Below are 25,274 nucleotides of genomic sequence, written 5' to 3' on the forward strand. Positions count from 1 at the left end.
TCACACCGCCCAGCAGGCGCAGCCCAGCGCGCCCCAGAAGCCCTTGAGATCGGCCACGGGCAGCTTGCTGCTCCAGGCCGTAGCGTGGGCGTGGCCGTGCAGATTGCAGTTGCTGGCGCAGCCGCAGCTGGCAGCGGCGTTGCGCATCACGGACTGCAGCGGCGCGCCTTCCTGCACACCCCAGGCGCCGTAGCCCTTGAAGGTGCGCACGGGGGACCAGTCAGGCATGGCCAGGGGCGGGGCCGATTCGTCGAAGTCGGCGAAGGCGCCGGCGCCATAGACCATCTTGCCGCCCACCACGGTGAGCAAGGCCGAGGTGTTGGCAATGTCGGACTCGGGGCAGGCGAAGAAGTCGCGGTCGGGCACGATGAGGTCGGCCAGCTGGCCCACCTGGATGCGGCCTTTCTTGCCCTGTTCGTTGCTGAACCAGGTCACGTTTTCGGTCCACATGCGCAAGGCCTGGTCGCGGGTCAGGCAGTTGCGCTGGGGCGTGAGCTGCAGGCCGCCCACGGTCTTGCCCGTAATGAGCCAGGACAGCGAGACCCAGGGGTTGTAGCTGGCAACACGGGTGGCGTCGGTGCCGGCTGACACGTTGACGCCCTTTTCCAGCATACGCTTGACCGGGGGCGTGGCCTCGGCCGCGGCCGCGCCATAGCGCTCGACGAAGTATTCGCCCTGATAGGCCATGCGATGCTGCACGGCAACACCGCCGCCCAGAGCCGCAATGCGGTCGATGGACTTTTCGGAAATGGTTTCGGCGTGGTCGAAGAACCAGTTCAGGCCGGCCAGGGGGATGTCTTTATTGACCTTCTCGAACACATTGAGCGCGCGGTCTATGGTCTCATCGTAGGTGGCGTGCATGCGCCAGGGCCAGCGGTTCTGGGCCAGGATGCGCACCACTTCTTCGAGCTCGCCTTCCATGCCGGGCGCCAGCTCGGGCTGGGGCTGGCGGAAGTCCTCGAAGTCGGCGGCCGAGAACACCAGCATCTCGCCTGCGCCGTTGTGGCGGAAGTAGTCCGTGCCCTGCTTGTACTGCGAGCTGGCGGTCCAGCGCAGAAAGTCGTCCTTCTCTTCCTTGGGCTTTTGCGTGAACAGGTTGTAAGCCAGGCGGATGGTGAGCTGATCTGCATCGGCCAGTTCCTGGATCACGTCGTAGTCGTCGGGATAGTTCTGCATGCCGCCGCCCGCGTCAATGGCGCCGGTCACACCCAGGCGGTTGAGTTCGCGCATGAAGTGGCGTGTCGAGTTGACCTGGTAGCCGCGCGGCAGCTTGGGCCCCTTGGCCAGCGTGGCGTAGAGAATGGAAGCGTTGGGTTTGGCCAGCAGCAGGCCCGTGGGATTGCCGGCGCTGTCGCGCAGGATCTGGCCGCCGGGCGGCTCGGGCGTGTCCTTGGTGTAGCCCACAGCACGCAGGGCGGCTGCATTGAGCAGGGCTCGGTCGTACAGATGCAGGATGAAGACCGGGGTGTCGGGCGCCACGGCATTCAGTTCGGCCAGCGTGGGCAGGCGCTTTTCCACGAACTGGTGCTCGCTGAAGCCGCCCACCACGCGCACCCACTGGGGCGCAGGGGTCACGTCCACCTGGGCCTTGAGCATGGCCATGGCATCGGCCAGCCTCTTCACGCCGTCCCAGCGCAGCTCCATGTTGAAGTTCAGACCGCCGCGGATCAGGTGCAGGTGGTTGTCGATCAGACCCGGCAGCGCACTGCGTCCGCCCAGATCGATGCGCCTTGTCTGCGGACCTGCCAGGGGCAGGACTTCGCGGTCGCTGCCGACGGCGCTGAAGCGCCCCTGGCTTACTGCCACGGCCGTGGCTGTGGGGTTGCTGCGGTCCAGCGTGGTGAAACGGCCGTTGAACAGGATCAGATCGGGGGTGGAGGGCTGGGTCATGGTGTGCCTAGGGGGGTCAGCAACGCAAAGAAGGGATGAGAAAGCCGGAGAGGGGGCAAAAAAGGAGGCAGAGGCCGTGGCGAGCGGCCGCAGCCTGGGCCGAGGACCGCAGCCGTACCGACGTGCGGCGAGGACCACAGGCGCAGGATACGGCCGCGCAGCAGGCCCCTGCCCCTTTTTTAGCCTTCGTGCGCGCCGAACATGGTCTTGGCGTAGGTGATGCCGATGCCGTAGCCGCCACCCAGCTTCTTGGCAATGCCCGTGGTCATGTCATAGGTCTCGGTGCGGGCCCAGTCGCGCTGCATTTCCAGCAGGTATTGCAAGGAAGTGATGGGCTGGGCACCGGCCTGGACCATGCGCTCCATGGCGCGATTGTGGGCTTCGGTGGAGATGTCGCCGCAGGCATCGGCGATCACGAAGACCTCAAAACCCTGGTCCAGCGCCGACAGGGCCGGTCCGACGATGCACACGCTGGTCCACAGGCCGGCCAGCACGATGCGGGGCTTGCCGATCTCGTTGACCTTGCGGATCACGGCCTCGTCTTCCCAGGTATTCATCGAGGTGCGGTCCAGCAGGGTCTGGCCGGGGAAAGGCGCAGTCACTTCCTCGAACATGGGTCCCGAGAAACTCTTTTCTGCCACGGTGGTCAGGATGGTCGAGGCTCCGAAGCCGGCGGCAGCCGAAGCGACCAGGGCGGCGTTGGAGCGCAGCTGCACCGGGTCGATGGAGTGCGTGGCAAAGGCCATCTGCGACTGGAAGTCGATCATGATCAGCGTGTGGTCATGGGGGTTGAGCAGCTTGGCACCGGGCTTGGCGACGGCGACGGGACGGGCGATGGAAGCGTTGGCGTTGGTCATGGAGAAACTCCTGGGTAAAAGGTGAGCGAGAGGCTGCAGGGGAAACAGGAAAGCAGGATGAAACCGGGGTGTGAAAACTGTTGCTTACAAGGTGGGCAGTTCGCGGGGACGCAGGTCAAAGACCAGCACCTCGGCGTCTTCGCCCTGCTCGAAGCGCAGGGCCCCGGCGTTGCGGATGCGGGCGCCGTCGCCTTCGGACAGGTGCGCTCCGTTCACGCAGAGGCTGCCGCGGGCCACATGCACATAGACATGGCGCTCGGGCCCCACATCGAGTTCGGCGGACTCTTCACCGTCGAACAGGCCTGCATAGACCCGGGCGTCCTGGCGCACGGCCAGCGTGCCGTCTGTGCCTTCGGGGGCGATGATCAGGCGCAGGCGGCCGCGCTTGTCGGCATCGTCCACATGGACCTGCTGATAGCGTGGAGCGGCGCCACGCTCTGCGGGAACGATCCAGATCTGCAGAAAGTGCACCGGATCCTGGGCCGAGTGGTTGAACTCGCTGTGCTCCACGCCGGTACCGGCGCTCATCATCTGCACGTCGCCGGGACGGATCACCGAGCCCGTGCCCATGGAATCCTTGTGCTCCAGGGCGCCATCGAGCACATAGGAGAAGATTTCCATGTCGCGGTGGCCGTGGGTGCCGAAGCCCTGACCGGGGGACACATGGTCGTCATTGATGACCAGCAGATCCGAAAAGCCTTGCTGACTGGCGTCACAGTAGTGGCCGAAGGAGAAGGTGTGGCGCGATTGCAGCCAGCCATGGTTGGCGCGACCGCGGTGGTTGGATGGGCGAACTTCAAGCATTTCTCTCTCCTAGACAATCGATGGTGTTCACACTTCCTGCTGCTGGCCCGCTTGCCTTTTTCTTCTGCATTCCGTGTGGCGATGAATGAAGTATCCGCGGCCTGATATGCGGTTATGCTGAAAGAAAATTCCCTCAATCATCGATAATTTCGATGATTGTTTTTTAGGCAAATCCAGTATGCTCAAACTCTCTTTGGAAGCCATCGAACTGGTGGACACCATTGCGCGCTACGGCTCGTTCGCCGGTGCGGCAGAGCGCCTGCACAAAGTACCGTCGACCATCTCCTATGCCGTCTCCAAGCTCGAGGAACAGCTGGGTCTGAACCTGTTTGTGCGCAACGGCCCGCGCGTCAGTCTCACGCCAGCGGGCGAAGAACTGCTCCAGGAAGGGCGATGGCTGTTGGCTGCCGCGCGCCAGCTCGAATCGCGGCTGCGCCAGATCGCCACGGGCTTCGAGACCGAGGTGCGCCTGGTGCATGACTCACTGATCCCCACGAGCGCCTTCGGCTCCGACATTCAGGCCTTCGAGGCGCTGAACAGCGGCACGCGTCTGCGCATCGGCTGCGAGACGCTGACCGGCACCTGGGAAGCCTTGCGCGAAGGCAGGGCCGACCTGATAGTGGCTGCGGGCGAAGGCCCGGCCGGCGGCGGCCACAAGGCCGTGGCCGTGGGCCAGCTCGATTTCGTGTTCTGCGTGACGGCCAGCCACCCGCTGGCGCGCCTGGGCCGGCCATTGGCGCGCAGCGACCTGCTGGAGCACACCGCCGTGGTGGTGGGCGACGGCGCCCGTTCGCTGACCGACCGCACCGTGGGCCTGCTCACCGGCCAGCGACGCATCACCGTGCCGAGCATGCAGGCCAAGATCGCATGCCAGGCCGCCGGGCTGGGCCACGGCTTTGTGCCGCGCGCATGCGTGCGTGTAGAGCTGGAGACCGGGGTACTGGTGGAACTGGCGGTGGAAGAACCGCGCCCACCCGAAACCTTCTGGCTGGCCTGGCGCAGCGATGCCCGCGGCAGGGCCCAGCAATGGTGGCGCGAACGCCTCAGCCGCCCACTGCTGCCCGGCATACTTCCCTACTGAAAACGGCCCTGCAACTCAAGGTGGCAGGGCCGCTACGATGCGAGCCGACGAGGTCTGCGGCAACGGCTCAAGCCATGCCCAGGACCTCGCGAAGCTCAGGGAAAGGACGATCAGTCCAGCTTCACGCCGGCCGCCTTGATGACCTCACCCCAGCGCTTGGCTTCGGTGCGCGCCAGCTGGTGAAACTGCTCGGGCGTGCCGGGCAGGGCTTCCATGCCGAAGTCGGCCATGCGCTTGACCACGTCGGGGTCCTTGAGAGCTTTTTGCAGGTCTGCATTGAGACGCTGCACGATGGCTGGCGGCAATCCCTTGGGACCCAGAATGCCCTGGAAGGCATAGACCTCGGAATCCTTGAGACCCAGCTCGGCCAGCGTGGGCACATTGGGTAGATTGGGCACGCGCTTGGCCGTGCCTATGGCCAGGGCTCGCACCTTGCCGGACTGAATCACCGGCAGGCCCGATGCCAGATCCAGGAACATGCAAGGCACCTGGCCGCCCATCACATCGGCCAGCGCGGGCGCGGCGCCCTTGTAGGGGATATGGGTCAGGCTGGTGCCGGTGCGGTTCTTGAACAGCTCCATGGCCAGATGGTGGGGCGAGCCGTTGCCGGGGGAGGCGTAGTTGAGCTTGCCGGGGTTGGCCTTGGCATAGGCCAGGAATTCCTTGAAATCCTTGGCTTCGAACGCGGGGTTGACCACCAGCGCCATGGGGAAACGGCTGATGCCGCCCACATAGGTGAAATCCTTGTCGGGACTGAAGGGCAGCTTGCTGAACAGGTGCTCGTTGAACGCCAGGATGGCGTTGTCGGCCGACATGATGGTGTAGCCATCAGGCTTGGCCGCGGCAACGAGCTGGCCGCCGATATTGGTCGAGGCGCCGGGACGGTTGTCCACCACGATGGTCTGGTTCAGCGTCTTGCGCATGGACTCGGCCACGGTACGGGCCAGCACATCGGTGCCGCCTCCGGGTGGGTAGGGCACGACCCAGCGCACGGGGTTGGCAGGCCAGTCCTGCGCCATGGCAAAGGGGGATGCGGCTGCAGCCGAGCTGGCTGCCGCAGCAGCCAGGAATTGACGACGATCCATCGTTTGTCTCCTTGAGGGTGATGTAGGGGGTTGTGGAATGATTTTTGGACCCCGCCAGGCTGCCTTTTCTATTAATTGATAGCTGCCTGCGCTTGTCTCTATTCGGTTTGAATCGGCTTTGACTCCGACTTCTGTATGGGTGGCAGTTTGAAGCTCACGCGTTCGACCTGATAGCCTTTCTGACGCAGCAGCTCAGGCAGGCCCTTGGGACCGATCATGTGCAGCGCACCCACGGCAGCAAACACCGTCTTGCCCTGCTGGAGCTGACGAACAATGCCATCTGCCATGCCCGGATTGCGTCCATCCATGAGGCGCGCGTACTTGAGCCGATCACGCTCGGTCTTGATGCAGTCGCACCAGTCGGCATAGTTCTCCAGCTGTGTTTCATTGCCGCTGGCCCAGATATTCGCCAGCTGCTGCAGGATTTCCGGAGCCTTGGGGTCATCAAGCTGGTCCAGCCCGTCGCGCACGCTTTCCTGCACCTCCAAGGGATCATCGGAAAGCAGCTCCTCGAGCTGGGTCTGCGCCGACTCCAGCCCCAGCACGGGCTTGTGCAATGCATGGGCCATGCCTGCCAGCAGCAGATCGGCGCCAAACTCGGCCACCAGCCCCTGCTTGCGCCCCAGTTGGCTGACCAGGCCCAGCAGCTGGGCGTCCGGGCGTTGTGTGCTCAGATGCTCGGCACAGGCCTGCTTTCGATGCTGCGCCAGCCGGGCTTCCAGCTCTGCGGGCAGCGCAGGTGCGTCGACACGGGCCTGGAAGCCGTCGATCAACTGCTGCATGACCTGCGGATTCAGCACATCAAGCTCCAGCGCCAGCAGGTCCGCCCCATACATGGAGCGCACGATGGTGCGGCCGGGCAATATCCACTCCCGCTTGCCCACATGCAAAGTGCCGTAAAGCCAGCTGGTGCGCTCGCCGTCCTGCACGCGCCAGAGCAGGCCTCTGTCCTGCATATGGGGGGCCATGGCCTGCACTTCGGCCGGCGTTGGCGGGCTGAACGGCGGCGGGCAACTGGCAGCCGGTTCGGCGGCTGGTTCTGCCGCCATGGCCAGGCCCGTCAACAAAGCGAGCGCCATGGCCGGCACGGCCTTCAGAGGCAAAATCCAGCGCGAGAGATTCAGACTTGGCATGGGCATGGCGACTGCAACGAGGGCTTAGTCTTCAGAGCTATCCAGAGGCTGAGCTTCGGGCAAGTCATCCTTGCTGCCGCCGGGCGGCGCAATGTTCTGGTCGATGGCACCGAAGATGCTCTGGCCGTCCTTGCCCTTCATCTCGATGCGGATGGTGTCGCCGAACTGCATGAACTCGGTCTTGGGCGCGCCGTCCTGAATGGTCTCTATGCAGCGTTTTTCGGCGATGCAGCTATAGCCCTTGGGCCATTCCATGCGCTTGTTCTTGCCGCTGCCGCTCTCCACGCCCTTGTTGCTCACCGTGCCGCTACCCACGATGGAGCCGGCGCGTACATTGCGGGTCTTGGCGATATGGGCGATCAACTGGCCGAAGTGAAAAGTCATCTCCTCGCCCGCATCGCACATGCCGACCTTGCGGCCGTTCCAGGTGCTCTGCAGCGTCAGATGCAGACGGCCGCCCTTCCAGGCATCGCCCAGCTCGTCCAGTGTCACGGCCACAGGGCTGAAAGCCGTGGCGGGCTTGCTCTGGAAGAAGCCGAAGCCCTTGGCCAGTTCGCCGGGAATCAGATTGCGCAGGCTCACGTCATTGGCCAGCATGACGAGACGAACGCCATCCAGCGCATCCTTGGCATCCGTGCCCATGGGCACATCGCCGGTGACGACGGCGATCTCGGCCTCGAAGTCTATGCCCATGGCCGTGCTGGGCACGATCACATCGTCGCAGGGGCCGATGAAATCATCGCTGCCGCCCTGGTACATCAGCGGGTCGGTGTAGAAGTTGGCTGGCACCTCGGCATTGCGCGCCTTGCGCACCAACTCCACATGGTTGATATAGGCCGAGCCATCGGCCCACTGATAAGCTCGCGGCAGCGGTGCCATGCAGCGCTGGGGATCAAAGGGAAACGCGTGGCGGGCCTTGCCGTGATTGAGTTCATGCGACAGATCCTGCAGCTGGGGGGCCATATAGCTCCAGTCGTCCAGCACCTGCTGCATGCGATTGGCAATGCCGGTGGCATAGCAGGCCTGGCTCAGGTCGCGCGAGACCACGACCAGTTGCCCATCGCGCGAGCCATCCTTGTAGGTTGCCAGTTTCATTCTCTGTCCCTCTGCTCACGGCAGCGGTGCTGGCACAATGCCTGACAACGCTAGCCAAAATTACGATTGGTTAAATTGATTTAACTAAACAAAACACGATTCTATTGCAATGGAAAAGGAACGCGCAGGGATTCAGTCGGTCGAAGTGGGTTTCTCCCTCGTCGAGGCGCTGGCACAGGCCAGCGGACCGCTGATGCTCAAGGATGTCGCCGCCGCCGCCGGCATGAGTGCCGCCAAGGCTCACCGCTATCTGGTGAGCTTTCAGCGCATCGGACTGGTGACGCAGGACGAGCGCAATTCGCGCTACGACCTGGGTCCTGCGGCGCTCAAGATCGGCCTGGCCTCGCTGGCTCGCCTCGACCCGGTGCGTCTGGCGCGCGAGCGCATTCCGGCACTGCTTGAGTCCCTTAATCACACGCTGGCCATCGCCGTCTGGGGCAACCATGGCCCGACCATCGTGCATTGGGAGGAATCGGCGCAGTCCGTCACCGCCAATCTGCGCCTGGGCGACGTCATGCCCATGCTGGCCTCGGCCACAGGGCGCTGCTTCGGTGCCTGGCTTCCGCGCGAGGCGACGGCCGCATTGCTGGAGCCCGAAATCGAGCGCGCGCGCAAAGCCCGGCGCCAGGACCTGCCCCAGACCGAAGAGGCCGTTGCGGACATGCTGGCCGAAGTCCGTGCGCGCGGCACGGCCCGCGTGGTCGACACCGTACTGCCGGGCATCGTGGCCTTTTGCGTGCCTGTCTTCGATGCATCCGGCCATATCGTGCTGGGGCTGATGACCCTGGGCTCGCTGGCGACTTTCGACCCGGACTATGGTGGAGCCATAGACGCGCCACTGCAGGCGGCCGCCCGCCAGCTCTCCTGCGATCTGGGCTGGCGCGCCGACCCCAACCACTGAAACCCGCAATCTCAGAATCACGCTCATGGGCCGCTCCCCTCAGGCAAGCCAGGCACGCAAGACACTGCTGCCCATCACCGGCTTGGTGCTGGCAGCCCATGGGCTGTTGCTCTGGGGCCTGCCCGAACTGAGCCCGCCGGACAAAGCGGCGGACGACCAGATCGTGATGGAGACGCGCATGCTGCAGGCGCCCCCTCCTCCGCCGCCTGCACCCGCAGCGCCCAAGCCGGCTCCAGCTCCAGCGCCCAAACCCCAGGCCTCACCCCGGGCGCCGGCTCCTGCTCCCGTGCCTGCCCCAGCACCGGACGAACAGGAATCAGAGCCAAATCCGCCTCCAGCCCAGGAACCACAAACGCAAGAAGCGCCTGAAAAAGAAGCACCTACCAATACAGGGCAGCCCGCTGCTGCTGCAGAGCCGGCTCCCGAGCCCATGGCCGAGCCTCCCGAAGCCAATGGTGCCGACACGGCCCGCCCCATCCAGGTCACGCCCGCAGGCGGCGCGCCGCTGCCACCTGACTCTGTGCTGCCCGTCACCCTGCCCAACTCCGCCACACTGGAGTTCAATGCCTCGGGTCAGGTCAAGGGTTTTCAATATTCGGCCGGCGCCCAGCTGCAATGGCAGCATGACGGCCAGTATTACCAGGCCAGACAGTCGATCAGCATGTTCTTGCTCGGCGAGCGCGCCCAGACCAGCGAGGGGCTGATCACGCCCAAGGGCCTGCAACCGCTCAACTTCAGCGACAAGGGGCGCAAAACCCAGTCCGCCGCCTTTGATGTGGCCAGTGGCAAGGCGCACTACAGCGGCGGCCAGACCGATGCGGCCATCGGCGATGGAGTGCAGGACCGCCTCAGCGTGTTTCTGCAGCTCTCGGCCCTGATGGCCGCCGCCCCAGAGAAATACCCGCCAGGCACGCTGATAGAGCTGACCACCAGCAGCGCACGCTCGGCCGTGCGCTGGCAGTTCCGCGTGGGTGCCAGCGAGGCGCTGGAGCTGCCGTTTGGCAGCGTCATGGCGCTGCGCCTGGACAAACTGCCCGGCAAAAGCAGCAGCGACCAGCGCGGCTCGGTCTGGCTGGCTCCGTCCATGCAATACCTGCCCGTGCGCATCAAGCTCACCCAGGGACAGGACGACTTTGTCGACCTGCAGCTCAAGAAATATCTGCCCGCGCCGCAATAGCCTCCATGCCGCCCCCTGGCGTAAACCCCGGGAGCACCGCGCCCCAAGCGCTCACTCACCTCCCTGCCAAGGCCTGCAACCTGCATCGGCTCGGGCTGAACGCTGTCGCGCCATTCAAGGACTTGCCTACTACAGATCGGGAAAGCCGGTTGCCCACAACCATGTCAAATCCATGGAATACTGTGCCCAAGTGCCAAGAGCAGGCATTTCCACCTTGAAATGCGGCACCCTGTCGCCATATCCATGGCAGGCATGCTCATAACGGAAGTGAAAGGAGGAACACCATGCAAATGCTTTACGACTCTGAATCCTTTGCGGTGCTCCATCTGCGTCCCGATATGGAGGCAGACGCTCCGGCAGGCAAAGCCAAGGCCGAGACCGAGCAAGCCCACCAACTGCCGCGCCACGGCTTTGAAATCGTGGACAAGCGCTCGGGCAAGGAGGTGTATCTGGATGGCTCCTGGGCCGAAATGTTCCAGAAGCAGATCCTCGCCTGGCAGCAGGACGCCCCCACCGAGGAAGAGGTGGAGGAAATTCTCGATACCTACACGGGCCTGGCCCAGCAGCCGGTCATCATTCACTGAACACCCTGCAAAAAGCCACTCGAAAGAGTGGCTTTTTTGATGTCTGAAAGCACACTCTAGTGCTTGCCGGAAGAGCGCGAGCCGCTATGACTTTCTGCACAACAGCATCAACACGCAGGCACTCAGCATGCAGCCCAAAAAGCCCAGCAGCCCCCCAGCCGCACCCAGCGCAAGCCAGTAGCCCCAGTCAATGCCTTGCTCTGCGCAGTGAATCTCGCACTGGGGGTTGTGCTCCCAGGCCATCCACATCAGAAGTCCGGCCATCGCAAAGCCGGCGCAGGCGCTGATGATCAGGACCGACTTCCAGGGATTTCGCCTGCTGCGGATCATGGCCTCGCCCCCGGCAGCGCTCTGTTCAGCCACCGGTACAGCGGCGCTACCAGCAGCAGCACGGCAATCAGCCGGCAGACCTGGAAGGCCGTGACCACGGGCACGCCCAGTTGCAGGACCTTGGCTGTGATGGCCATCTCGGTAATGCCACCCGGCGATGTGCCCAGCAGCAAGGTGACCCAGGGCAGGCCGGTGGCCCAGTGCAGCAGCCAGGCAAAGCCGGCGCAGACTGCCATCAGGCCCACGGTACCCAGCGCCACCATGCCCAGCCAGCGCGGAGCCGTGTGCAGGAACTCACGTCGAAAGCGCACCCCCAGGCTTACGCCGATCACCAACTGGGCGGCATTCATCAACCATTGCGGCACGGCGGACAGCTCCAGGCCTGCCATGGTCAAGCCCATGGATACGGCCAGCGCCCCCAGAAACCAGGGATTGGCACGCCTGAGCCTGAGCATCAGCAATGCCCCGGCGCCGGTGGCCAGCACCAGCCAGGCAAAGCCTGGCCATTGCACGGTGCGCACGCTGGGCAGCGTCAGGCCCGGGTCGCCCTGCAGTCCCGACCATTGCAGTGCAAAGGGAATGCTCACCGTCACTATCACCAGCCGCAGGCTGTGCGCCGCCGCCACCAGATCTGTGCGCGCATGCTCGCGCTCGGCCAGCAGCGTCATCTCCGAGGCCGCACCTATCGCCCCCGAGAAATAGGTCGTGGCGCGCAAGCGCTCTTCATCCATGTCCGGTTGCGCCAGCATGGAGGGGGCCTGGACGCGATACAGCCAGCGCCCGAAGACCCAGCCCAGCAACAGGGCCCAGGCAATGGCCAGCGCAATCGCCCACCACAGACCGGCGACCAGTTCAGTCACCGCAGGCGTGAAGTACAGGCCCAGAGCTCCGCCTATCGTCCACTGCCCCAGATCGCGCAGCCTGGCCCAGCTTTGGGTGGGCGCCCCGCCAATCGATAGCAGGGAGACGGAAATCAGCGGCCCCAGCATCCAGGGCAGCGGCGTATGCAGCACCAGACAGAACTGGGCTGCCAGCCAGGCCAGCAGCAAAGTAGCGGCCACACGGGCCAGAAACACGGGAGGAAGCAATACGGACATGTGCACGGGAATCCGGCAAGGCACGACAATGGGCGCGCGACAGGGGCAATGCCCCGCAGTATCGCGGCAAAACTCGGTGGGCAAAGCCGGTACGAAATCTACAGCTACGAAGCCATGCCCCGTCTCAGACGAACGCAATCAGCTCATATGTGGACTTTCATTTCTGCGGCGCAGCCGCGCCAGCGTTTCAATCCTTTGGCCTTGACAGCTCTAGCCAGCGCCCTGCTGCTGGGTGGCTGTGCCCATCAAAGAACTCAGTTGACCTCCGACACCGAATGGCAGCAGACACTGGGGCAGTGGGCCGGAACACCGGCCATTCTGCTCGGCGAGCAGCATGACCAGATCGCCCATCATCAGTGGGAAGCAGCTACCGTGCGCCACCTGGCAGCGCAAGGCAGGCTCGCAGCCCTGGTGGTCGAGATGGCCCCCGCAGGCGGCAGCACCCGGAGCCTGCCCGCATCGGCCAGCGATGAGGAGGTGAAAACTGCTCTGCAATGGGCTCAGGGCGGCGGCCCGGGCGGCTGGCCCTGGCAAGACTATGGCCCGGTGGTGATGGCTGCCGTGAAAGCCGGCGTGCCCGTGCTCGGTGGCAATCTGCCACGTGCCCGGATGAAGCAGGCCATGGGCGAGTCCCGCTACGACGGACACCTGCCGGCTGCGGGCTGGCAGTTGCAGCTCGAGGCCATCAAGGATGGCCACTGCGGCCTGCTGCCCGAATCGCAGTTCGCGCCCATGGCCCGAATTCAGCTGGCCCGCGATGAATCCATGGCCAGAGTGACTGAAACAGCCGTACGCGAGCTGGGCCAGCCCGGCAAAAGCGTGCTGCTGGTGGCGGGCCGCGGCCATGTGCGCAGCGATATCGGCGTGCCGACCTGGCTGCCCGGCGATTTCAAGCAAAAGGTGGCGATAGCCCAAGCAGACAAGGCTCAGACTGCTATCGCCATGAAGGCAGACAAGCTGCTGACGCTGGAGGGCAACGCCTCCGAAGACCAGTGCAGCCAACTGCGCGAACAGTGGAAGAACAGACCTGCGACCAAGCCTTGACGGGCTGCTGCAGCGCTGGTGACCCTCAGCCCGCGGTCGCGACAGCCACCAGCGGCTGCCCCTCACGCGTCTTTTCCAGCAGGTGCGTGAAGTCCTCGGCCGGCAAGGGCCGGCTGCAGAAATAGCCCTGAAAGTAGTCACAGCCTTTTTGCTGCAGGAAGCTCAGCTGCTCCTGGGTTTCCACGCCTTCGGCCAGGACCTTCAGACCCATGGCATGACCCAGGGCAATGACCGAGCTGCTGATGGTCATATCGTCCGCGCTGTGCGGAATGTCGCGGATAAAGCCCTGGTCGATCTTGAGCAGATCGAGCGGAAAACGCTTGAGGTGCGCCAGCGAGGAATAGCCGGTGCCAAAGTCATCGATGGCCAGGCGCAGGCCCAGCTCGCGCAGGCGGTTGAGCACGGCCAACGCCTCTTCGGGCTTTTCGGCCAGTGCGCTTTCGGTGATTTCCAGCTCCAGCAGGCTGGCCGGAAAACCCGATTTGTTGAGCGCTTCGGCCGTCGCCCCGGCAATATCGGTCAGCAAAAACTGATGCAGCGAGACATTGACCGCAATCGCCAGATCGGGCAGTCCGGCGGCGCGCCATTGCTGGCCCTGACGACAGGCCTCACCCAGCACCCACAGGCCCAGCGGGCCGATGACGCCCGAGTTTTCCGCCACGGGAATGAAACGGGCCGGCGAGATCAGGCCTTCCTCTGGGTCCAGCCAGCGCAACAAGGCTTCAGCCCCCACCACGCGCCCCGTCGCCAGATCGATCTGCGGCTGGTAATACAGACGCATATGGCCCAGCTCCAGCGCACGGCGCAGGCGCGCCTCCAGCGCCAGACGCTCGCGGGCGGCCTGGGTCATGTTCTCATGGAAGAAGCACCAGGCATTGGAGCCTCTGGCCTTGGCGCCATACACCGCTGCATGGGCGCCCTGCAGCAGATCGTCGGCTGTCAATGCATGGTCGGGATACAGACAGATGCCTGCGCTGACGCTGACCACCACCGACAGGCCATCTGGCGTGGTCCAGGGCTGGCCGGCTGCGGCCATCAGGCGCTCGGCCACGTCCACCGCGCTGTCGCGACCGCAAATGGATTGCGCCACCACGCAGATTTCATCGCCCGCCAGGCGGCCAATGATGTCGCCGTGCCGCAAAGCACCCTGCATCTGCACAGACACATGCCTGAGCACCTCGTCGCCGATGGAGTGGCCATAGCTGTCGTTCACGTCCTTGAAGCGGTCGATATTGAACAGCAGCACGGCCATGCGACGGTTGGTGCTCTGACTCAACTCCACCGCCTCGCCCAGCATACGCGTGAATTGAGAGCGGTTGGGCAGACCGGTCAAGGTGTCGCGATGGGCCAGAAACTCCAGCTGCTGCTCGCGCGCCTTCTCGGCCGAGATATCGGTGAACATGCAGACGTAATGCGTCACCTTGTCGTTGGCATCCTTGACCGCGCTCAGCGACATGCGCTCGGGAAAGACCTCTCCATTCTTGCGTCGATTCCAGATTTCGCCCTGCCAGTGCCCTGTGGCATGCATGCTGGCCCACATGGCGTCATAAAAGGCCTTGTCATGCCGGCCGGACTTGAACATGCGCGGCGTCTTGCCCAGCATTTCCGCTTCGCTGAAGCCCAGCAGCTTCGTGAACGCGTGGTTGACCGAGAGAATTCGGCTGTGTGCATCGGTCACCACCACGCCCTCGATGGTGTTGTCCACCACCGTGGAAGCCAGGCGGCTGCGCTCATCGGCCTCGCGACTCGCAGTCTGGTCGGAGAGCAGGCCCGAGATCCGTATCAGGCGTCCGCTCTCATCCCTGTAGGCCTGGCCGCGTGCGCGGAACCAGCGATACAGACCGTCAAAGCACAGCAGACGCGCCGTCAGCACCAGCATGCTGCCCTGCTCCAGTGCTTGCTCGGCCTGGGCGCGCGCACCTGCGGCATCTTCGGGGTGCAGGCGCTGATGGAAATCGAACTCGCGGGCCAGATCCTGGCCCTGATAGCGCAGCAAGGCACTCATGCCCGTGGAGAAGTTCAGCCGCTGCTCAAGCGCGTCCCACTCCCACACGCCATTGCCGCTGCCCTCCAGCGCCAGGCGCAGCATAGTCTCGCTGCGCATCATGGCATTGCGCGCACTCACCATCTCGCTGAGATCCTGCAGCACGCAGACCAGGGCCACCGGCCCGTCCACACCCGAAGCCGCCACGCGGCTGGTGGTGCACAGCACGGGCGTAACCTTTCCGGTGCCGGCATTCACGCATTGGCGCAACACCTGGAAGTAATCGGTGCTGCCGTCCAGCAGGCGCTGCAGCTGCAGAGCAACGTCGTCCTGGTCATTCACAGGCACCAGAACACGAAAATCCTGACCGCGCAGCGACTCGACGCTGCAGCCCAGCCAACCCGCCAGCTTGGCATTGGCCCAGACAATCTCTGCACCGCCCACATGCACGCGAGCCATACCGGCCGGTGCGTGGCGCACCACCAGCTCCAGCTCCTGCGCCGTCTCCCGGCCACGCTGGTCGGCGCGCGCCTTGCGCTGCATGAACCAAAGTGCAATCAGCGCTGTCGCCAGCAACCAAACAATGAACAGGCCTATCTGCCAACGCAGAGACTGTCGATTCAGCGATACATCAAAATAGCCGAGCACGCCCGCCTGCGCCCCCAACCAAAGCATCCCCACGCACAAATAGAGGGTAACAATCACCCAGGGTGTGAGCGCAGAATGCCCCTCCTCGCTTTTCATGAATTTCCTTTGTCCGCAGGGTCCTCGCCTTGCTGCGACAATTGCCGAGCTATGACCCAAGCCTATATTTTGACTTTATCCTGCCCAGACCGACTGGGCCTGGTGCATGCCGTTTCCGGATTCTTGCTTGAACAAGGCGGCAATATTGAAGAAGCAGCGCAGTACAACGACCCGGTAACCGGTCTGTTCTTCATGCGCGTGCAGTTTGCCTGCGATGGCAAAGACGCCGCCTCTCTAAAGGCATCCGTTGCCGAATTAGCTGATCAATATCAAATGCAGTGGAGTTTGCACTCCAAGTCCGAGCGCATCAAGACCGTCATCATGGTCAGCAAGGAAGGCCACTGCCTCAACGACCTGCTGTTCCGCTGGAAGTCGGGCCTGCTGCCCATCGAGATCAAGGCCATCATCAGCAACCACCGCGAGTTCTATCAGTTGGCGGCCAGCTACAACATCCCCTTCCATCACATTCCCGTGACTGCCGCGACCAAGGCCCAGGCCGAAGAGCGCCAGTACGAGATCATCGAGGAAGAAGGCGCCGAGCTGGTGGTGTTGGCACGCTACATGCAGGTGCTGTCCAACGACCTGTGCAAAAAGCTGTCCGGCCGCGCCATCAATATCCACCACAGCTTCCTGCCCAGCTTCAAGGGCGCCAAGCCCTACTACCAGGCGCATGACCGCGGCGTGAAGCTGATCGGCGCCACCGCCCACTATGTGACGGCCGACCTCGACGAAGGCCCGATCATCGAGCAGGACGTGGCACGCGCCGACCATACAGACACCGTGGAAGACCTGACGGCCCGCGGCCGCGACACCGAGAGCCAGGTTCTGGCCCGTGCCGTGAAGTGGCATAGCGAGCGCCGCGTCATTCTCAACGGTCACAAGACCGTTGTGTTCCGCTAAATCCCTGGGCTTGGGATTGATTGTATGACCCGCAGCCCCGGCGCCTTGAACAGCATTACGGCCAGGCGGATTCCGCCGATACAGTGCCTGCTCACCTTCGAGGCTCTGGCGCGGCTGCGCTCGGTCACCTTGACGGCGGAGGAGCTGTGCGTAACGCCCAGTGCCGTCAGCCACAGAGTCAAGCAGCTGGAGCAGATTCTGGGGGCTCGCCTGTTCGGCCGAACGGATTTCTCGCTGACCACGGACGGCAGCTCCTATCTGGCCCATGTGCGTGAAGGCCTGGGCGCCTTGCAGCGCTTTCCAGGAGCGTCAGCCTCGCCTGGGCGCAGACGCCTGAAGCTGGCCGTCACCCCCACCTTTGCGCGCGTGATCCTGATCCCGCGCCTGCGCCAGTTCACCGAGGCCTATCCCGAGATAGACATTGCGCTGCAGGTGTCGATTCCGCTGCTGGATGTGATCGGCGAGGATGCCGACCTGATGGTGCGCTTCGGCGCCGGCCACTATGCCGATGTGGAGCATATCGAGCTGGCCCGCGACACGGTCACGCCGCTGGCCTCGCCCAGCTTCATCCGCGAACATGGCCCGTTCGAGCGCCCGGACGACCTGGAAGGCATGCCGCTGCTGCGCAGCCCGCTGGAGCCCTGGCGCACCTGGTTCGCAGCGACCGGCCTCGACATGGCCGAACCCAACGAAGGCTCGCAGTTCAACGACATCGGTCTGATGTGCGACGCCGCATCGGCCAGCATGGGCATTGCCCTGGTACGCCACAAGCTCGGCGCCCCCTGGCTGGAAAACGGTACGCTGGTGCGCCTGTTCGATGTCGATGCTCCCAGTCCCCACGCACACTATCTGTGCTGGAAGACCGGCATCATGGACCGCTGGGAATGTGCGGCCTTCGCCGAGTGGCTGCGCAAGGCCATGGGCTGAGCTGCAACCCGGCGGCTTCGCGGCGGCGCAGTTCTTGCTCGCAGTCCCTGGACCGGCGAACAGCCGTTGCACGGATAGCTCGATGGATAACGAAGATGGAGCACCCACTGCATGAACCTGCAGCCCAGGCTGTACCCCGGCCTTGACCAGAACCAGGCCCTCAACAGCGAAGCGTCCTCGCTGCTCATCCGCGCCCTGGCCGGCACGGGCAAGACGACCACGCTGGCCATCAAGGCCACCGACCTGATCCGCACCCAGGGCGCGCGCAACGTGCTGATGCTGGCCTACTCGGAGGCCGGCATCAAGGCCATTCAGGCGCGCCTGGACCGGATCTCCGCCGTGCGCCTCGAAGGCCTGCATCTGCTCACTCTGGAGCATTTTTGCGCCCGCCTACTCGAAGAGCAGGGCGACCCTGTCCCCATGCTCTCCTCCAGCCTGGAAAAGAACCTGCTCATCCAGCAGGCGCATGAAGCGCTGTCGCAAGAGGCCGAACGGCATGCCGAGCTCGACATACCCGAGCTGGCGGACTACTTCGCACGGCCTCTGGACATCAGCGCCTTCCTCGCTTTCGAGGCCCAGGCCAAGCAGTGCATGCTGGAACTCGACATCGACGACAGCGGCCTCAGCGCGCTGGCATATTGCCGCGACAACGCTCTGGACTACGGCCTGTACCGGCTGCTGCGCAGCTATGAGCGGCTACGCGCAGGCCCCACCCAGGAGCCGCTGTTCTATGCACCCGGCGACTGCACCTACGCGCTCGCCTGCCAGCTGGCAGCACTGGACTTCGACGCCGGCTTCCCGCTGCTGCAGGGTCGCTTCGAAGCCGTACTGTTCGACGAACTGCAGGACCTTGACGAAGCCGCGCTGCTGGTGCTGCGCCATCTGGCGCGCGGCAACGGACGCTTCATCGGTGTCGGCGACTTCAACCAGCACATACTGCCGGGCGCTTCCTCCATCTTTGGCGACAGCGCCCAGCGCATCCTGCAGGAGCTGCCCGCGGGCACCGGCCAGGCCACGCTCAACACGACCTATCGCTTCGGCCCCCTCATCTGCCAGGAACTGAACCAGCGCTTCGGCGTGGAGTTCGACGCCCATTACCGCAACGCCTCGGCCTGGTTCGAACATCGCCATGGCGATGACGAGGACTGCGCCCGGCAGTTGCTGGATATTCATGCCACCGTGGCCCGTCTGCCCCGCAAGCCGCAGGACCCGCCAGCCGTGCTGCGAGTCATCCTGCATTCACCCGAAGATTCGGTACTGCTTGAATGGCTGTTCGCCCACGAGGGCGTGCACTATGCCTGCAAAGGCATGCAGCGCTTCTACCAGCGCCGCGAAATCGCCCTGGTGCTGGCCATGCTGTGGGCCATGCAGGGCTGCAGCGGCGGTGCGCTGCTCTCGCAAGGCATTCTGAGCAGCGCTGCCGAAGGTCTGATGCGCTATGTGCGCCATGCCAGCCCGCCCGACCGGGATCTGCTGGCCAACGGCCTGTTCGACATGACTGCACTGGGCGACGCCCCGCCGGAGTCCGACACGCTGCGCATTGCCGCCGAACTCATGGGACAGCAAGCCGCCATGCGCCGCTTCCTCGCCGCCTACATCGCACCAGACTCCCCCTGTGCCCGGTTGCTGGCCTTGCCCGCAGACCAGTGCGCCGATGCGGGGCAGTTGCTTCTGCACCCTCTGTTGCGACAGTTCTTCGCCCAGGCCCCCATCAGCCAGGACGAACTGCGCCAGTGCCTGGCCAGCCTGCAAGCGCTGTCGCGCATCTGCGCCGGGCTTTCCGTCGATGAATTCCTGGGCCGCCTCAGCCTCATGGTCCAGTCGAGCATCGCGCAGCATCAGCGCCATGAAAAACCCAGCTTGCAACTGCTCACGGTAGAACGCAGCAAAGGCCATGAATACGAGTATGTGGCCGTGCCCTTTGTCAATTCCAGGCACTTCTCGCCCAATGCGAGCGACCCACAGCGCAACATGCTCTACGTCGCCATGACCCGCGCCAGCAAGCGCCTGTGGATACTGGAGAGCAGATGACGACGCAAGGCCATGGGGCGATGCAGATCAAGTCCGTACCTCATAAGCGGGTCAAAACACCATAACGTCGCCCCCAGCCGACATGGCCACAGTTGCCCTCTCCCCCCCTTGTTGCAGTCCTCCCACCATGGGCTCACAACAACGAGGAGGAGACCCATGCAAACCCCATCGCGCTGCGCCTGGCTACTGGCCGCCGGCATCACCGCCTGCCTGACCCTGCATGCGCAGGAGAACAAGCTCACCATAGGCGCCAGCTTGCCACTGTCAGGCTCGCAGGCCGAGGCCGGCAAGGAAGGGATGAGCATCATGCAGGCGCAGGTGGAGGCATTCAACAAGCAGGGAGGCCTGGGCGGCAAAGCTTTGACACTCAAGGTGCTGGACGATGGCTACGAGCCGCAGCGCGCCGCCGGCAATGCACGCCAACTGATCCAGGAAGGAGCCCTGGCCCTGCTCAACTGCTGGGGAACGGCCAGTTGCACAGCCATGCAACCCGAGGTACAGCAAGGCCAGACGGCCCTGGTGGGCGTGATTGCCGGAGCCGGCAGCATGCGCCAGCAGCCGGGCCGTTTCATCTATCCGCTGCGCGCCAGCACCCAGGCAGAAGTCGCGGCCATGCTGCAGCAGATGCAGACCATAGGTCTGCGGCGGATCGCCATCGTTCACCAGAACGACGGCTTCGGCAAAAACAGCCTGCAGATCGCCCTGAACGCCTTTGCAGCCAATGATCTCAAGGCCGCGGCAACTCTGGCCGTGGAGGCTTCGGGCAGCAACACCCCGGACCTGGCCAGACAGCTGGCCGCCCTGCCCGATCTCCAAGGCGTCATCGTGCTGGCGGGCGCCCCTGCCACCATAGGTCTGATCACCATGGCCAGACAGGCTCATGTCACGGCGCCTTTCTACAACCTGGCCGCCCAGGCCAACCGTGCGGTGGTGCAAGGGCTGGGCCCTTATACACGCGGCATTGCCTTCACCACCCTGGTACCCAGCCCCTGGAAGGGCGCGGTTCCGGCCATCAAGGACTACCAGCAGCTCCTCGACCACGGCGGCATGCCGCCGGCCTCCTATCTGGGCCTGGAAGTCTTTCTCAACACCCGAACCTTGCTGGATGCGCTGCGTAAAGCTGCGCCCACAAGCAATCGAGCGGGCTTGCTGGCCGCCCTCGACGCCATGGGCGAGATTCGCTACGGCGCCATGCATCTGCGCTTCACACCGCCGCGCAGCGGCTCCAGCTATGTGGGGCTGACCATGATTGATGCGAGCGGTCATTTCAGGGAATAAATCAACTCCAAGTCTTATTCATCAATCGTCAATAGCTATTGTTTCAAGAGCAAATATCATCATCGTCGCAAAGCATTTCAAGCAGCTTTGCAATAAAGCTCACACCAATGCGCGGGCGCATCCCCTACATTTGCAGGCATGACGTTCGCCAGCACTTTTACCGATCTCGTCGCCACCTCCAGCGCAGCGGCCAACGCCGCACACCACCCGCCCGAGCAGTCCGAGCGTGCTCGGCGCCAGGCCGAGGTGGTGGAGGCACTGCGCCCCCATGTGCCGGCGCATGCCCTGCTCTATCAGAGCGAAGACACCACGCCCTATGAGTGCGACGGACTGACGGCCTACCGCCAGCGCCCTCTGCTGGTCTGCCTGCCCGAGACTTATGCTCAGGTGCAAGCTGTGCTCCAGGCCTGCCACGCCATAGGAGCGCCCGTCATTGCACGTGGCGCGGGCACCGGGCTTTCGGGTGGCGCCATGCCTCACCCCATGGGCGTGACGCTGTCGCTGGCCAAATTCAACAAAATCCTCAAGGTCGATGCCTACAGCCGTACAGCCCTGGTGCAGTGCGGTGTGCGCAACCTCGCCATCAGCGAAGCCGCTGCCCCCTACGGTCTGTACTATGCGCCCGACCCCAGCAGCCAGATCGCCTGCACCATCGGCGGCAATGTGGCCGAGAACTCGGGCGGCGTGCACTGCCTCAAGTACGGGCTCACGGTGCACAACGTGCTCAGGGTCAAAGGCTTCAGCATCGAAGGCGAGCCCGTCGAGTTCGGCTCGGATGCGCTCGACACCCCCGGCCTGGACCTGCTGGCCGTCATGATAGGCAGCGAAGGCATGCTGGCCGTGGTGACCGAGGTCACGGTCAAACTCGTGCCCAAGCCCCAGCTGGCGCGCTGCATCATGGCCAGCTTCGACGATGTGCGCAAAGCGGGCGACGCAGTGGCTGCGGTGATCGCGGCCGGCATCATTCCCGCCGGACTGGAAATGATGGACAAGCCCATGACGGCCGCCGTGGAGGACTTTGTGCGTGCCGGCTACGACCTCACGGCGCAAGCCATCTTGCTGTGCGAGAGTGACGGCACGCCCGAGGAGGTCGAGGAAGAGATCGCCCGCATGAGCGAAGTTCTGCGCCACGCCGGCGCCACGGCCATCACCGTCAGCGAAAGCGAGGAAGAGCGTCTGCGCTTCTGGAGCGGGCGCAAGAACGCCTTCCCCGCAAGCGGTCGTATCAGCCCCGATTACATGTGCATGGACTCCACCATTCCGCGCAAGCGTCTGGCCGACATCCTGCTGGCGATTCAGGAGATGGAGAAGAAATACCAGTTGCGCTGCGCCAACGTGTTCCATGCAGGAGACGGCAATCTGCACCCCTTGATACTGTTCGATGCCAACAACCCCGACGAACTGCACCGCTGCGAGCTGTTCGGAGCCGACATTCTGGAAACCAGCGTGGCCATGGGCGGCACGGTGACGGGCGAGCATGGTGTGGGCGTGGAAAAGCTCAACAGCATGTGCACCCAGTTCACAACGACCGAGAACGCCCAGATGTTCGCGCTCAAGGCGGCGTTTGATCCGCAATCGCTGCTCAACCCCGGCAAGGTGATTCCCACGCTCAACCGCTGCGCCGAGTACGGCAAGATGCTGGTGCGCGGCGGACAGATTGCCCACCCCGATCTGCCGCGCTTTTAACCTCCTGGAGAACCATGCAGCGCAAATACAGGTTGATTCTGAGACTGTCTGCGCTGCTGCTCATGGTTGCCAGCCCAGGTGCGCATGCACGCGGCTATGCCTCCACCGGCAAATGCGGTATCTATCCACGCCTGGCCATCACCAGTCCCTCGGGCACCTGCGTAGGGCTGATAGCCGACGATGCCCATGGTCTGCGCTTTCCGCGCCGCGTATTGGAGATTGAGCCGGGCCGTATCTGGGTGCTGGACATGGGCAACTGGATGCCCCAGGTGGGCCAGCTGATCGAGCTGCGCCTGCCGCCAGATGCGGCGACTCCCGCCAATGCCAACACCACGGCCAGGGCCGTCGAAGCCAGAGTGTTGCTGAGCAAGCTCAACTACCCTTCGGGCATGGCGCGCGGTCCGGACGGAAAAATCTATATCGGCGAGGCCGACAAGATATGGCGCGCTGCAGTGCCTTCACTCGGACAGACACCTCAGCCCGAGTTGCTGGCCAGCGGCCTGCCGGCCGACGGTGCGCACCTGCTCAAGGAGCTGGCGTTTGCGCCGGACGGCAGCCTCTACGTCAATATGGGATCGGCCACCGATGCCTGCCGGGGTGAAGACCAGAAGCAAGCCGTGCCCTGCCCCGAGCGCAGCGCGGCCATGCCGCGCGCTGCCGTCTGGCGCATGGTGCTGCAGGCCGGAAAGCAGCCCGTCAAGGAATTCAAACCCTTTGCCAGCGGCCTGCGCAACTCCATGGCGCTGGCCGTGATGCCCGACGGCCCTGCGGCAGGCACCGTCTGGCAAGGCGAAAACAATATCGACTACCGCGACCCCAGGCAACCGCCGGAGGAGCTCAACCTGCTGCGCGCGGGTGCCGACTACGGTTGGCCTTACTGCATAGGCGCACGCCAGAACGCACAGGGTTATGAAAAGCGCTTTGACTGCAGCAAGACCGAGGCACCGCATATGCTTTGGCCCGCCCACGTGGCTCCGCTGCAAATGCTGGCCACGCCTATGGGCAGCGCGTTTGGCGGGCAATTGCTGGTGGCCTGGCACGGCCAACGCGCAGACGGTCAACGCCTAGTGGGCTTTGCGCGCGACGACAAGGGCCGGCCCTCTGGCAAACCCATTCAATGGCTGAGCAACTGGGACGCCAGGCCCGGTCTGCGCCCCGGCGGGCGCCCCACGGGCATGGGCCTCGATCATGCGGGCCGCCTGCTGGTAGTGGAGGACTTCAACCGCAGCCTGCTGATGCTGATGAGTGAAGCGGGCACGGCGCCAAGACCCAGGTAACCAGGTAAGGTGCTCAGTTCAGCAGATCGCGTCCACGTGCCAGAAACCTCGCGTACTCCTCGTCGGGGACAAACAGGCCGCCCGTGGTCCAGACAATATGTGTGGCGTTTGCCATGTGCGGCAGCAGCTTCTGGCGCTGCAGATAATCCTGACCCGCAACACTCTCCCAAAGGGCGCGCGGACCGCTAAAGCCCGCTGCGGCCGATGGCTCGATCTGCAGCCCCTCTCTATCCTTCAACAGGCACAGATGACAAAACAGGGTTTCGTCCTCCACCGTGAAAACTCCGCCGAGAAAACCACGCACCACGTCGGCAGCCAGCTCCGATGCACGCGGCACTGCCAAGCCATCGGCCTCGGTCTGGTTGTTCAGGCCCAGCTCATAGACCGAAGGATGGGCTTCCAGACCAGGCAGCGCTGCAGCACCGGCGAGCATCTCCACCATGAAGCAGGGCGACTGCACGGGCTCGGCAAAAAAACAATGCACATGCGGCCCGAATGCCTGCTGCAGACCCAGCGCCACGCCGCCGGGCGCCCCCCCCAACGCCGCAGGGAATATAGACAAACAAAGGATGCGTCTCATCCACGGCAGTCCCGTTCTCTGCAAGTTGCGCGACCAGGTGCGGAGCCGCCGCCGCATAGCCAAGCAGCAGCGAAAGCGAATGCTCGTCATCCACAAAGTGACAGTGCGTATCCTGGTCGGCCAGCGCGCGGCCTGCGGCCACGGCCTGGGCATAGTCGCCGGCATGCTCCACCACCTGCACGCCACGGGCTCGCAGGCGCTGCTTTTTCCACTCCTTGGCATCGGCAGACATATGGACCGTTGCCTTGAAGCCAAGGCCCGAAGCCATGACGCCAATCGACAGGCCCAGATTGCCCGTGGAGCCTACCGCCACCTGGTAGCTGGCGAACACCGCACGCGCAGCATCGGAGGCCAGTTGCAGATATTCGCCATCGGCCAGCAGGCCATGCTGCAAAGCGATCTGCTCCGCATACTCCAGCACCTCATGCACGCCACCGCGTGCCTTGATGGAGCCCGCTACAGGCAGGCTGTGATCGGCCTTGAGCCAGAGCCGACCCAGTTGCTCTGGCAGCTGCAAAGCCTGCTGCATCTGCGGCACGTGCAGCAGCGCCGACTCAATACGTCCGCCAGACGCCTGCAACTCTGGAAACAGCTGCGCCAGCAAGGGTGCAAAACGTTCAAAACGCTGTACAGCCTGCTGAACCTGAGCTGCGTCTATAGAGTGCGTGGGCCGAGCCCCCTCGCTGCGCCCGGCCCATAGCGCGGGCCGGGCATGACGCAGGTCTTCAACAAGGTCGCGCAGTGCGGGGAAAGTCATGGCAGGCATCCATCGTCATACAAGACCGCCAT

General features: G+C 64.1%; 20 protein-coding genes and 1 pseudogene. 11 read left to right on the forward strand and 10 right to left on the reverse strand.

Annotation, left to right across the window (positions count from 1 at the left end):
• The 3 genes from V8Z78_RS06635 to V8Z78_RS06645 all read right to left on the reverse strand — a co-directional run bounded on the left by V8Z78_RS06635 (position 1) and on the right by V8Z78_RS06645 (position 3,551).
• On the reverse strand, positions 1-1,890 hold the full coding sequence (locus tag V8Z78_RS06635; RefSeq protein WP_349731110.1) for an amidohydrolase: 1,890 nt from the start codon (positions 1,888-1,890) through the stop codon (positions 1-3).
• Between the two features lie 179 nt (positions 1,891-2,069).
• Complete coding sequence (locus tag V8Z78_RS06640; RefSeq protein WP_003068587.1) at positions 2,070-2,747, reverse strand: isochorismatase family protein; 678 nt, start codon at positions 2,745-2,747, stop codon at positions 2,070-2,072.
• A gap of 84 nt (positions 2,748-2,831) precedes the next feature.
• Positions 2,832-3,551: a pirin family protein gene (locus tag V8Z78_RS06645; protein ID WP_349731111.1), complete on the reverse strand. Its 720-nt coding sequence runs from the start codon at positions 3,549-3,551 to the stop codon at positions 2,832-2,834.
• 178 nt (positions 3,552-3,729) lie between these two features.
• Here V8Z78_RS06645 and V8Z78_RS06650 point away from each other — a divergent pair, with 178 nt between their 5' ends.
• Entirely contained in the window at positions 3,730-4,632 is a 903-nt protein-coding gene (locus V8Z78_RS06650; protein ID WP_349731112.1) for a LysR family transcriptional regulator, read from the forward strand.
• A gap of 110 nt (positions 4,633-4,742) precedes the next feature.
• Here V8Z78_RS06650 and V8Z78_RS06655 read toward each other — a convergent pair whose 3' ends face one another.
• From V8Z78_RS06655 to V8Z78_RS06665, 3 genes are all read right to left on the reverse strand, one after another.
• Positions 4,743-5,717, reverse strand: coding sequence for a Bug family tripartite tricarboxylate transporter substrate binding protein (locus V8Z78_RS06655; RefSeq protein ID WP_279087558.1), 975 nt, complete (start codon positions 5,715-5,717; stop codon positions 4,743-4,745).
• Positions 5,718-5,815: 98 nt separating this feature from the next.
• Positions 5,816-6,856, reverse strand: a complete 1,041-nt coding sequence (locus tag V8Z78_RS06660) for a TraB/GumN family protein (protein ID WP_057093764.1) — start codon at positions 6,854-6,856, stop codon at positions 5,816-5,818.
• A gap of 18 nt (positions 6,857-6,874) precedes the next feature.
• On the reverse strand, positions 6,875-7,945 hold the full coding sequence (locus V8Z78_RS06665; protein ID WP_003068575.1) for a fumarylacetoacetate hydrolase family protein: 1,071 nt from the start codon (positions 7,943-7,945) through the stop codon (positions 6,875-6,877).
• A gap of 109 nt (positions 7,946-8,054) precedes the next feature.
• Between V8Z78_RS06665 and V8Z78_RS06670 the strand changes: the two genes are divergently transcribed.
• The 3 genes from V8Z78_RS06670 to V8Z78_RS06680 all read left to right on the forward strand — a co-directional run bounded on the left by V8Z78_RS06670 (position 8,055) and on the right by V8Z78_RS06680 (position 10,607).
• Complete coding sequence (locus tag V8Z78_RS06670) at positions 8,055-8,846, forward strand: IclR family transcriptional regulator (protein WP_349731113.1); 792 nt, start codon at positions 8,055-8,057, stop codon at positions 8,844-8,846.
• 25 nt (positions 8,847-8,871) lie between these two features.
• The gene (locus V8Z78_RS06675) at positions 8,872-10,023 is read left to right on the forward strand and encodes a DUF3108 domain-containing protein (RefSeq protein WP_003068571.1); all 1,152 of its coding nucleotides are present in this window, start codon (positions 8,872-8,874) and stop codon (positions 10,021-10,023) included.
• Between the two features lie 284 nt (positions 10,024-10,307).
• A complete protein-coding gene (locus V8Z78_RS06680; protein WP_003073714.1) occupies positions 10,308-10,607 on the forward strand; it encodes a BTH_I0359 family protein in 300 nt (99 codons plus the stop codon).
• Positions 10,608-10,691: 84 nt separating this feature from the next.
• Here the strand turns inward: V8Z78_RS06680 and V8Z78_RS06685 are convergent, their stop codons facing one another.
• Both V8Z78_RS06685 and V8Z78_RS06690 read right to left on the reverse strand, forming a co-directional pair.
• A complete protein-coding gene (locus tag V8Z78_RS06685; protein WP_003068567.1) occupies positions 10,692-10,937 on the reverse strand; it encodes a hypothetical protein in 246 nt (81 codons plus the stop codon).
• A complete protein-coding gene (locus tag V8Z78_RS06690) occupies positions 10,934-12,034 on the reverse strand; it encodes an AbrB family transcriptional regulator (RefSeq protein WP_057093770.1) in 1,101 nt (366 codons plus the stop codon). Before V8Z78_RS06690 ends, V8Z78_RS06685 begins: the two co-directional genes overlap by 4 nt.
• Before the next feature lie 147 nt (positions 12,035-12,181).
• Here V8Z78_RS06690 and V8Z78_RS06695 point away from each other — a divergent pair, with 147 nt between their 5' ends.
• Positions 12,182-13,078: a ChaN family lipoprotein gene (locus V8Z78_RS06695; RefSeq protein ID WP_057093773.1), complete on the forward strand. Its 897-nt coding sequence runs from the start codon at positions 12,182-12,184 to the stop codon at positions 13,076-13,078.
• A gap of 25 nt (positions 13,079-13,103) precedes the next feature.
• Here V8Z78_RS06695 and V8Z78_RS06700 read toward each other — a convergent pair whose 3' ends face one another.
• Positions 13,104-15,806, reverse strand: a complete 2,703-nt coding sequence (locus tag V8Z78_RS06700) for an EAL domain-containing protein (protein WP_349731114.1) — start codon at positions 15,804-15,806, stop codon at positions 13,104-13,106.
• Positions 15,807-15,857: 51 nt separating this feature from the next.
• Between V8Z78_RS06700 and purU the strand changes: the two genes are divergently transcribed.
• The 6 genes from purU to V8Z78_RS06730 all read left to right on the forward strand — a co-directional run bounded on the left by purU (position 15,858) and on the right by V8Z78_RS06730 (position 23,905).
• The gene (purU, locus tag V8Z78_RS06705; protein ID WP_046461656.1) at positions 15,858-16,706 is read left to right on the forward strand and encodes a formyltetrahydrofolate deformylase; all 849 of its coding nucleotides are present in this window, start codon (positions 15,858-15,860) and stop codon (positions 16,704-16,706) included.
• Positions 16,707-16,730: 24 nt separating this feature from the next.
• A complete protein-coding gene (locus V8Z78_RS06710; RefSeq protein ID WP_012840040.1) occupies positions 16,731-17,633 on the forward strand; it encodes a LysR substrate-binding domain-containing protein in 903 nt (300 codons plus the stop codon).
• 111 nt (positions 17,634-17,744) lie between these two features.
• Positions 17,745-19,664, forward strand: coding sequence for a UvrD-helicase domain-containing protein (locus V8Z78_RS06715; RefSeq protein WP_349731115.1), 1,920 nt, complete (start codon positions 17,745-17,747; stop codon positions 19,662-19,664).
• Between the two features lie 156 nt (positions 19,665-19,820).
• On the forward strand, positions 19,821-20,942 hold the full coding sequence (locus tag V8Z78_RS06720) for an ABC transporter substrate-binding protein (protein ID WP_349731116.1): 1,122 nt from the start codon (positions 19,821-19,823) through the stop codon (positions 20,940-20,942).
• A gap of 138 nt (positions 20,943-21,080) precedes the next feature.
• Positions 21,081-22,628 (forward strand): FAD-linked oxidase C-terminal domain-containing protein, encoded by a 1,548-nt coding sequence (locus V8Z78_RS06725; RefSeq protein ID WP_349731117.1) that lies wholly within the window; start codon positions 21,081-21,083, stop codon positions 22,626-22,628.
• A gap of 14 nt (positions 22,629-22,642) precedes the next feature.
• Positions 22,643-23,905, forward strand: coding sequence for a PQQ-dependent sugar dehydrogenase (locus tag V8Z78_RS06730; protein ID WP_003068547.1), 1,263 nt, complete (start codon positions 22,643-22,645; stop codon positions 23,903-23,905).
• 13 nt (positions 23,906-23,918) lie between these two features.
• Here the strand turns inward: V8Z78_RS06730 and dsdA are convergent.
• Positions 23,919-25,251 (reverse strand): annotated as a pseudogene (gene dsdA, locus V8Z78_RS06735) (D-serine ammonia-lyase).
• Between the last annotated feature and the right edge of the window lie 23 nt (positions 25,252-25,274).

The organism is Comamonas sp. wu1-DMT (assembly GCF_040187805.1).
Lineage (GTDB): Bacteria > Pseudomonadota > Gammaproteobacteria > Burkholderiales > Burkholderiaceae_C > Comamonas > Comamonas thiooxydans.

Bases quoted from the DNA above. Each gene is read 5' to 3' on its own strand.
- V8Z78_RS06635 (WP_349731110.1), bottom strand. From the start codon at position 1,890: ATGACCCAGCCCTCCACCCCCGATCTGATCCTGTTCAACGGCCGTTTC.
- V8Z78_RS06640 (WP_003068587.1), bottom strand. From the start codon at position 2,747: ATGACCAACGCCAACGCTTCCATCGCCCGTCCCGTCGCCGTCGCCAAG.
- V8Z78_RS06645 (WP_349731111.1), bottom strand. From the start codon at position 3,551: ATGCTTGAAGTTCGCCCATCCAACCACCGCGGTCGCGCCAACCATGGC.
- V8Z78_RS06650 (WP_349731112.1), top strand. From the start codon at position 3,730: ATGCTCAAACTCTCTTTGGAAGCCATCGAACTGGTGGACACCATTGCG.
- V8Z78_RS06655 (WP_279087558.1), bottom strand. From the start codon at position 5,717: ATGGATCGTCGTCAATTCCTGGCTGCTGCGGCAGCCAGCTCGGCTGCA.
- V8Z78_RS06660 (WP_057093764.1), bottom strand. From the start codon at position 6,856: ATGCCCATGCCAAGTCTGAATCTCTCGCGCTGGATTTTGCCTCTGAAG.
- V8Z78_RS06665 (WP_003068575.1), bottom strand. From the start codon at position 7,945: ATGAAACTGGCAACCTACAAGGATGGCTCGCGCGATGGGCAACTGGTC.
- V8Z78_RS06670 (WP_349731113.1), top strand. From the start codon at position 8,055: ATGGAAAAGGAACGCGCAGGGATTCAGTCGGTCGAAGTGGGTTTCTCC.
- V8Z78_RS06675 (WP_003068571.1), top strand. From the start codon at position 8,872: ATGGGCCGCTCCCCTCAGGCAAGCCAGGCACGCAAGACACTGCTGCCC.
- V8Z78_RS06680 (WP_003073714.1), top strand. From the start codon at position 10,308: ATGCAAATGCTTTACGACTCTGAATCCTTTGCGGTGCTCCATCTGCGT.
- V8Z78_RS06685 (WP_003068567.1), bottom strand. From the start codon at position 10,937: ATGATCCGCAGCAGGCGAAATCCCTGGAAGTCGGTCCTGATCATCAGC.
- V8Z78_RS06690 (WP_057093770.1), bottom strand. From the start codon at position 12,034: ATGTCCGTATTGCTTCCTCCCGTGTTTCTGGCCCGTGTGGCCGCTACT.
- V8Z78_RS06695 (WP_057093773.1), top strand. From the start codon at position 12,182: ATGTGGACTTTCATTTCTGCGGCGCAGCCGCGCCAGCGTTTCAATCCT.
- V8Z78_RS06700 (WP_349731114.1), bottom strand. From the start codon at position 15,806: ATGAAAAGCGAGGAGGGGCATTCTGCGCTCACACCCTGGGTGATTGTT.
- purU (WP_046461656.1), top strand. From the start codon at position 15,858: ATGACCCAAGCCTATATTTTGACTTTATCCTGCCCAGACCGACTGGGC.
- V8Z78_RS06710 (WP_012840040.1), top strand. From the start codon at position 16,731: ATGACCCGCAGCCCCGGCGCCTTGAACAGCATTACGGCCAGGCGGATT.
- V8Z78_RS06715 (WP_349731115.1), top strand. From the start codon at position 17,745: ATGAACCTGCAGCCCAGGCTGTACCCCGGCCTTGACCAGAACCAGGCC.
- V8Z78_RS06720 (WP_349731116.1), top strand. From the start codon at position 19,821: ATGCAAACCCCATCGCGCTGCGCCTGGCTACTGGCCGCCGGCATCACC.
- V8Z78_RS06725 (WP_349731117.1), top strand. From the start codon at position 21,081: ATGACGTTCGCCAGCACTTTTACCGATCTCGTCGCCACCTCCAGCGCA.
- V8Z78_RS06730 (WP_003068547.1), top strand. From the start codon at position 22,643: ATGCAGCGCAAATACAGGTTGATTCTGAGACTGTCTGCGCTGCTGCTC.